The sequence below is a fragment of the Sphingobacterium shayense genome (assembly GCF_013179575.1).
In the GTDB taxonomy this organism is placed as follows: Bacteria; Bacteroidota; Bacteroidia; order Sphingobacteriales; family Sphingobacteriaceae; genus Sphingobacterium; species Sphingobacterium shayense.
Genome location: NZ_JABMCQ010000193.1, coordinates 1 through 6958, shown reverse-complemented (window position 1 = coordinate 6958; position 6958 = coordinate 1). Strand labels below are relative to the sequence as shown.

Annotated in this window: 7 protein-coding genes and 1 pseudogene; 4 read left to right on the top strand and 4 right to left on the bottom strand. The window is 39.1% G+C overall.

The genetic code is table 11. The features are described 5' to 3' along the window. The 3 genes and pseudogenes from HP439_RS16845 to HP439_RS16835 all read left to right on the top strand — a co-directional run. Positions 1–366 (top strand): annotated as a pseudogene (locus HP439_RS16845) (porphobilinogen synthase); the annotation flags it as partial. 150 nt (positions 367–516) lie between these two features. Continuing rightward, a complete protein-coding gene (gene hemL, locus HP439_RS16840; protein ID WP_172391505.1) occupies positions 517–1830 on the top strand; it encodes a glutamate-1-semialdehyde 2,1-aminomutase in 1314 nt (437 codons plus the stop codon). 77 nt (positions 1831–1907) lie between these two features. After that, positions 1908–2720, top strand: a complete 813-nt coding sequence (locus tag HP439_RS16835; protein ID WP_246229401.1) for a hypothetical protein — start codon at positions 1908–1910, stop codon at positions 2718–2720. Between the two features lie 76 nt (positions 2721–2796). On the opposite strand, the gene argC is transcribed toward HP439_RS16835, so the two are convergent. The 3 genes from argC to HP439_RS16820 form a co-directional block, all read right to left on the bottom strand. Next, positions 2797–3816, bottom strand: a complete 1020-nt coding sequence (argC, locus tag HP439_RS16830) for an N-acetyl-gamma-glutamyl-phosphate reductase (protein WP_172391503.1) — start codon at positions 3814–3816, stop codon at positions 2797–2799. A gap of 77 nt (positions 3817–3893) precedes the next feature. Next, positions 3894–5087, bottom strand: a complete 1194-nt coding sequence (gene argG / locus HP439_RS16825) for an argininosuccinate synthase (RefSeq protein WP_172391502.1) — start codon at positions 5085–5087, stop codon at positions 3894–3896. A gap of 45 nt (positions 5088–5132) precedes the next feature. Further along, positions 5133–5849, bottom strand: coding sequence for a GNAT family N-acetyltransferase (locus tag HP439_RS16820; RefSeq protein WP_172391501.1), 717 nt, complete (start codon positions 5847–5849; stop codon positions 5133–5135). Between the two features lie 523 nt (positions 5850–6372). Here HP439_RS16820 and HP439_RS16815 point away from each other — a divergent pair. Further along, positions 6373–6621, top strand: a complete 249-nt coding sequence (locus HP439_RS16815; protein ID WP_172391500.1) for a hypothetical protein — start codon at positions 6373–6375, stop codon at positions 6619–6621. Between the two features lie 41 nt (positions 6622–6662). On the opposite strand, the gene HP439_RS16810 is transcribed toward HP439_RS16815, so the two are convergent. Next, positions 6663–6958: prolyl oligopeptidase family serine peptidase (locus tag HP439_RS16810; protein WP_172391499.1), on the bottom strand; the 296-nt coding region annotated here is incomplete at its 5' end.

Genomic DNA, 6958 nt, shown 5'->3' with positions numbered 1-6958 from the left:
CGTGATGCCCTAAATTCAGCTCCTAAAGCAGGAGACAAGAAAACTTACCAAATGAACCCAGCGAATTCACGCGAAGCATTAATTGAAGCACAATTGGATATGGAAGAAGGTGCAGATTTTTTAATGGTCAAACCAGGCTTACCCTATTTAGATATTGTCAAGCTATTACGAGATAATTTCGATCTTCCAATCGCCGCATATAATGTTTCAGGTGAGTACGCAATGCTTAAAGCAGCAATCGGTAACGGCTGGCTTGATGCTGAACGCTCTATCATGGAAACTCTTCTTAGTTTCCGTCGAGCTGGTGCGACCTCCATACTTACATATCACGCTAAAGAAGTGATAGCAAATAATTGGTTAAAATAAACCTCTTAAAAAAAATTAATAAGGGCTAAATTGATTTTAGCCCTTTTATCATCTTTTTCTTTAAAGGTCGACTTATTCCGGCAAATACTTACGCTAAAATGAAAATGGTTATTTTAAAATTGAATAACTTCGCGATTAATAAATAAGATTATGGCAACACCACTCGAAGATATTTCACGTGAAAAGTCAAAAGAACTTTTCGAGAAAGCAAAGAAATTTTTCCCTGGAGGAGTTAATTCTCCCGTGCGAGCATTTAAATCAGTCTATGGCTCACCCTTATTCATTGAAAGAGGAGACAAGGCACATATATGGGATGCTGACGGAAACGAATTCATTGATTTTTGTTGCTCTTGGGGTCCATTAATATTAGGGCATAACAACCTTCAAATTCGCGAATCTGTGACCAAGCAGCTTGATAAAGGTTTAAGCTTTGGCGCGCCGACTCGGTTAGAAAATGAATTAGCTGAATTAATCTTAAAAAATAATAAATATATTGATAAGATACGCTTTGTGAGCTCGGGGACGGAAGCTGTCATGTCCGCTATTCGACTCGCTCGGGGTTACACTAAGAAAGATAAAATTGTAAAATTTGAGGGATGTTATCATGGACATTCAGATTCTCTGCTTGTCAAAGCGGGATCTGGGCTTGTGACCTTCGGAGAAACATCGTCTGCGGGGGTGCCTAAAGCATTCGCAGAAGAAACGATTGTAATTGCATTAGACGATAAACCAGCATTAGAAAAAGCATTTACCGATTTTAAAGAGCAAATTGCTGCAGTGATCATTGAAGGCGTACCGGCAAACAACGGGTTACTATTACAGAATGCTGATTACATCAAGTTCTTACGTCAAATTACATCGGACAATGGTAGCTTGCTTATCTTTGATGAAGTTATTACAGGTTTTCGATTAGGATTCGAGGGAGCGGCTCACCACTATGGAATCCAACCCGATATTATTACTTATGGTAAGATAATTGGCGGGGGAATGCCGGTCGGTGCATATGGAGCATCAACAGAAATTATGCAGCATATTTCTCCTGAGGGGGCCGTATATCAGGCCGGAACGCTTTCGGGGAATCCAGTGGCTATGGCTGCTGGAATTGCTGCTCTAAATATACTTTTGCAAGAAAACTTCTACAAGAAACAGGAAGATAAAACTTCAAGGTTTGTGAACGAAATTCGAGCATACATCCAAGAAAAGAATTACGGCGTAAAAATATTTACAATAAGTTCAATTTTCTGGTTCGCATTTACTGACCAAGAAAGCATCACTCGCGCAGATCAAATTGACGTCGCATCCATGGAGCAATACAAAATTATGCATCGTGCATTATTAAACCAAGGCATTTATTTTGGACCATCCGGCTATGAAGTAGGATTTATTTCAAGTGCGCATACGCAAACAGACCTTGAAATAACAATTAGCGCCATAAAAGTCGCATTAGATATTGTATTTCAATAAGTAAAACAATTTTATCGTTATATTTGTTAGAATACTTAATGAATAACATTATATAATCAAAATAATACGACATGAAAATGAATACACTAAGAGCTTCAATAGCCTTTTTAGCGTTGTCTACGACGATCGTTTCTTGTAATCCAACTGCTAAAAACACGGAAGGAGAAGTCCAAGATTCGACGGCCTTAGCAGATACAACAGGCGCAATAGCGGTGAACCCACTACCGCACGCTAAGGAGTTCCCTGGAGCGACATTAAAAATTTCATCGATTACTGCAGAAAAAGTTGGAACTGATTCCGCAAAAGTCACTGTAAAATACGATGTGAGTAACTTCGAACTCACTGCTCAAACAGAACACGAACACCATATGGCTAATTCGCATGATGGGCAGCATATCCATTTCATATTAGACAATACACCATACGCGGCATTATATAAGCCTGAACATTCGGTAACTGTACCCTTAAACTCAGAGCATTATTTGATGTCTTTCCTATCACGTTCCTTCCACGAATCTATTAAAACCGCCGAAGCGTCTAAATTGATAAAATTCAAAGTTAACGCAGAGGCCAAAATTGAAGATCTACCTGTGCCTGCTCAACCTGCGTTATTCTACAGCCGCCCGAAAGGTGATTATGTGGGAGCTGACACAAAAGCTTTGCTGTTGGACTTCTTCGTCGCTAACGGAGAGATCGGAGCAGATTCTTATAAAGTAAAAGCTGAAATCAACGGGCAAGAATTCACATTAGATAATTGGGTACCCTACGAAGTATTAAACCTGCCTCTAGGTGAGAATAATTTTAAATTGACACTTGTCGATAAAGATGGCAACGCAGTTACAGGAGACAATGTTTCTATAGAGCGTAAAGTAAACCTTTCTGCTGAATAACCGTCTTTTCTATTAAATAAAAAAGGTTGAAGTGCAGAACTTCACCCTTTTTTATTTTCCTATTTCGATACTATTACTAAAAGCCTACACTTTTCAAATTAAGCCCGGTCCGCTCTTCGATCCCAAACAGCAAATTCATATTTTGGACCGCCTGTCCCGACGCTCCTTTTAGTAAATTATCTGTCGCATTTATGATCAAAAGATGTTCGCCATGTTTCTCCAAAGACATAATACTTTTATTGGTATTTACTACTTGCTTAAGATCAACATTCCTATCGCTAACCCAAGTGAACGGATGTTCTGCATAGAACTCTTTATACAAAGTAACGGCTTGTTGCTTCGTTAAGGAAGATTCCACATACATAGTCGCGAATATGCCTCGAGGAAACGCTCCTCTCTGCGGTAAAAAATGTAGTTTCTGAGCAGCACGCTCTAACAAGGGTAAATCTGCTTGGGGTAGAAATCCCGGTTGTAACTGATTCAGCGATTCCGAAATCTCCTGTAAATGTTGATGTTCAAAGGATTTATATGCTGACAGGTTGTTGCTACGCCATGAAAAATGGGTAGTTGGACTAGGTTTTTGGCCAGCACCAGTGGTACCTGTTGTTGCATTAATATGAATGGAGTCAAGTAGCAAACCTTCCGCTGCGAGCGGTAACAATCCGAGCTGAATTGTCGTTGCAAAACATCCCGGATTGGCGACATATTGTGCTCGGTAGATTTCCTTCCTGTTAAGTTCGGGCAAACCATATATGAATTTGTCATTTTGATAATCCGCATTCGCTTTCAAGCGATAATCTTGTGACAGGTCGATTATTTTCACCGATTGATCAATAGGATTGGCATCAAGAAACTTTCGAGCATCGCCGTGACCCACGCATAAAAATAGAACATCTATTTCAGAATGAAATGCCGTAGAGAATTCTAATTCCGTATCACCAAAAAGGTCATTATGTACTTCATAAACCTTCCTGCCAGCATTAGAAACCGAGTTCGCGAAAACAATATCTACCTGTGGGTGGAATATTAATATTCTTAATAATTCACCTCCAGTATATCCTGCAGATCCAACAATTCCTACTCTTATTCTACTCATATCACCTGTATTTATTTAGAGTCCTCAGCTTTTCTAGTTTATGAAAGCATTCTATTCAATCGTTTTCAAGCACACTGTTAGTCGTTAGCGCTCTCATTTACTTTATGCCAGATGTTAGTTTGGTTTCCAAAAATTTTCGCAAAACCTTTAACGTCATCACCTGTATATCCTTTATTCATTTCTCCGTAGCTTCCGAACTTATTAGACATCAAATCGTATTTCGATTCGATCCCGATAATCACAAAACGATACGGGTGTAATTCTACGATAACACGGCCACTTACGGTCTGTTGAGCAGATGTTAAAAAAGCTTCTATATCGCGCATTACAGGATCGTGCATCTGTCCTTCGTGCATATAATTACCATAAAAAGCTGAAATTTGATCTTTCCAAGCTAATTGCCACTTAGTCAATGTGTGTTTCTCTAGTGTATGGTGTGCTTTTATTAGGATCAATGGACCTGCAGCTTCAAATCCCACACGCCCTTTAATACCTATAATTGTATCTCCAATGTGGACGTCTCTGCCAATACCATAGGGTTGGGCAATTTCTTGTAATTCCTGAATTACCTTTACAGATCCAAGATCCCGTCCATTTAAAGCTTTAGGTTCGCCATTGACGAAGTCGATCGTGATGGTCTGGGCCGTAGTTGACGTCACCTGTGTTGGCCACGCTGCTTCGGGTAAATATTGGTTAGACGTAAGCGTTTCTGCCCCACCTACTGATGTTCCCCATAAACCCTTGTTAATGGAATACTTTGCTTTTTCCGCATTGATTGCTACACCGTGTTTCGCTAAGTATTCAATTTCTTGTTCACGCGAAAGTTTAAGGTCACGTATTGGAGTTATGATCTCTACACCGGGGATAAGGGTATTGAAGATCATATCAAAACGCACTTGATCATTTCCAGCTCCCGTTGAACCATGAGCAACGGACTCCGCCCCTATTTTTTTCGCATAAGTCGCTATAGCTGTGGCTTGACATACGCGTTCGGCCGATACCGACAACGGATATGTCCCGTTTTTCAAAACATTGCCAAAGATTAAATATTTGAGTGTATCGCGATAATAGTCTTCCGTCGAGTCGATCGTATTGTGTGATTTTACGCCTAACGAATATGCGCGTTCCTCGATCTCTTTTAATTCTTCTGTCGAAAAACCACCGGTGTTCACTACAACAGAATGTACTTCTAACCCCAGATCTTTTGTAAGATAGATGCAACAAAACGAAGTGTCCAATCCTCCACTGAACGCTAATACTACTTTTTTCATTTTCCTTATTTTAGTTAAGCTGTTGTTGAGCTTCAAATCTACAAATTATATTCCTTTTACTAAGCCCGTTCCTACCGGGAAAACAGTAGCAACTATCTTCTTAGTTGACTTCCATAATTTTGCTTCAATACGTTTGAGCAAGGACTGTTTCTTGACAATTCTGTCCAGCCTCTCCTTTGCCTCTGCACGACGCTGTATTTTCTCTTTTAAACTACGCTCTTTTTCCACAGGATCCCAAAGCATGGCTGTACACATACAATTTTTGCGATCCTTACTTACTAGAATATCGTAGTTAACACAAGATTTACAACCTTTCCAAAATTCCTCGTCTTGGGTTAACTCAGAATAAGTAACGGGCTCATAACCTAAATCAGAATTAATTTTCATAACCGCGAGGCCGGTGGTAAGTCCAAATATTTTAGCATTTGGATATTTCTCTCGCGAAAGCTCAAAGATTCGCTTTTTGATAGCTTTTGCTAATCCTACTTTTCTAAATTCTGGGCTAACTATCAAGCCTGAATTAGCGACATAGTCTCCGTGTCCCCATGTTTCTATGTAGCAGAACCCAGCCCATCGTCCGTCTTTGTGTAACGCTATAACCGCCTTACCCTCTTCGATCTTTCCGGCAACATATTCCGGTTTACGACGAGCAATACCCGTTCCACGAGCTTTTGCAGACTCAAACATCTCGTTGCAGATAGCTTCTGCGTGTACCACGTCCTTAGACGTAGCGGGAACAATTAAAAAATCTGAAAGTGTCATCTAAGATGTCGACCTATTTAAGTGCACTTACGTGCGGCAAAAAAACATTTCTAATTAACGATTGGAAACCCCATCGAGCTTGGATGGCAATCAATTTTGGAAGTAGCCTGCCTCCGAATCAAGCTCGAGGCAGTATAGGTCGTCGGAATCGCAAAATAGGACAATTACACGAATGCAAAGCACACATAAATGACCTCGCATACTTCTTTAAAAGCTGCGTGGGTATATTTGCGTATGTATTCGAATATTTCATCTATTTTCTATTTTTAGACAGGGCAAAAGTAAAAAAATATTTTTTTCTTTTATGCAATACTGTTGTAGTTTTTTTGTTAAAAATTTATCAACCTACCGTTCTATACGTCAATATACTAAAAAGACGTTAAAAATCATAAAAAGTTTGAAACCGACTGTAAAAAGAACGTAACTACTGCGTAACTATATTGACCACATACCGAATTTGGTATTGTTTTTTTATATGTCTTTAAATGCGTAATTTTGCAGCGTTATATTAAAAACAATGGAAATGGTAGGTCCTAGTATTATTTTTTATATATTCTTTGCAATTCCCTATATATTCGTCATGTACTGGCTCGTCAAGCAAGACAAGAAAAAATATATTTGGGGATTAGCTGTGGTTACGGTGATTGCCATTATTGGAATAATTGTTTCACAAAAAGCAAGTAGGGTTGCCATTCAAAATTACGAACAACACCAAATTGACGCACGAGAAATCGAACAAGAGAATGAATTGCAAGATTCGTTAACAAAATAGATCGAACATTAAATCCTATTTCCGCGGAATTATTTTTCTGTTTATCGAGTGATTCCTTCTAACTTAAATAGAAACGCATAATTTAATGCAATTTCTTTAAGATAATCGAAACGTCCGGATGCCCCCCCATGTCCGTAATCCATATCTGTTTTTAATAAAACGATATTCGAACCTACTTTTTTATCGCGTAGCCTTGCGACCCATTTCGCAGGTTCAAAATATTGCACTTGGCTATCGTGTAATCCTGTCGTAACAAGTAAATTCGGATATTCTTTTTCCTCAACATTTTCATAAGGAGAGTACGACTTCATATATGCATATGCTTCTTTTTCATTGG

Coding starts and splice junctions, on each gene's coding strand:
- hemL (WP_172391505.1), top strand. CDS start 517: ATGGCAACACCACTCGAAGATATTTCACGTGAAAAGTCAAAAGAACTT.
- argG (WP_172391502.1), bottom strand. CDS start 5,087: ATGAAAAAAGTAGTATTAGCGTTCAGTGGAGGATTGGACACTTCGTTT.
- HP439_RS16820 (WP_172391501.1), bottom strand. CDS start 5,849: ATGACACTTTCAGATTTTTTAATTGTTCCCGCTACGTCTAAGGACGTG.
- HP439_RS16835 (WP_246229401.1), top strand. CDS start 1,908: ATGAATACACTAAGAGCTTCAATAGCCTTTTTAGCGTTGTCTACGACG.
- argC (WP_172391503.1), bottom strand. CDS start 3,816: ATGAGTAGAATAAGAGTAGGAATTGTTGGATCTGCAGGATATACTGGA.
- HP439_RS16815 (WP_172391500.1), top strand. CDS start 6,373: ATGGTAGGTCCTAGTATTATTTTTTATATATTCTTTGCAATTCCCTAT.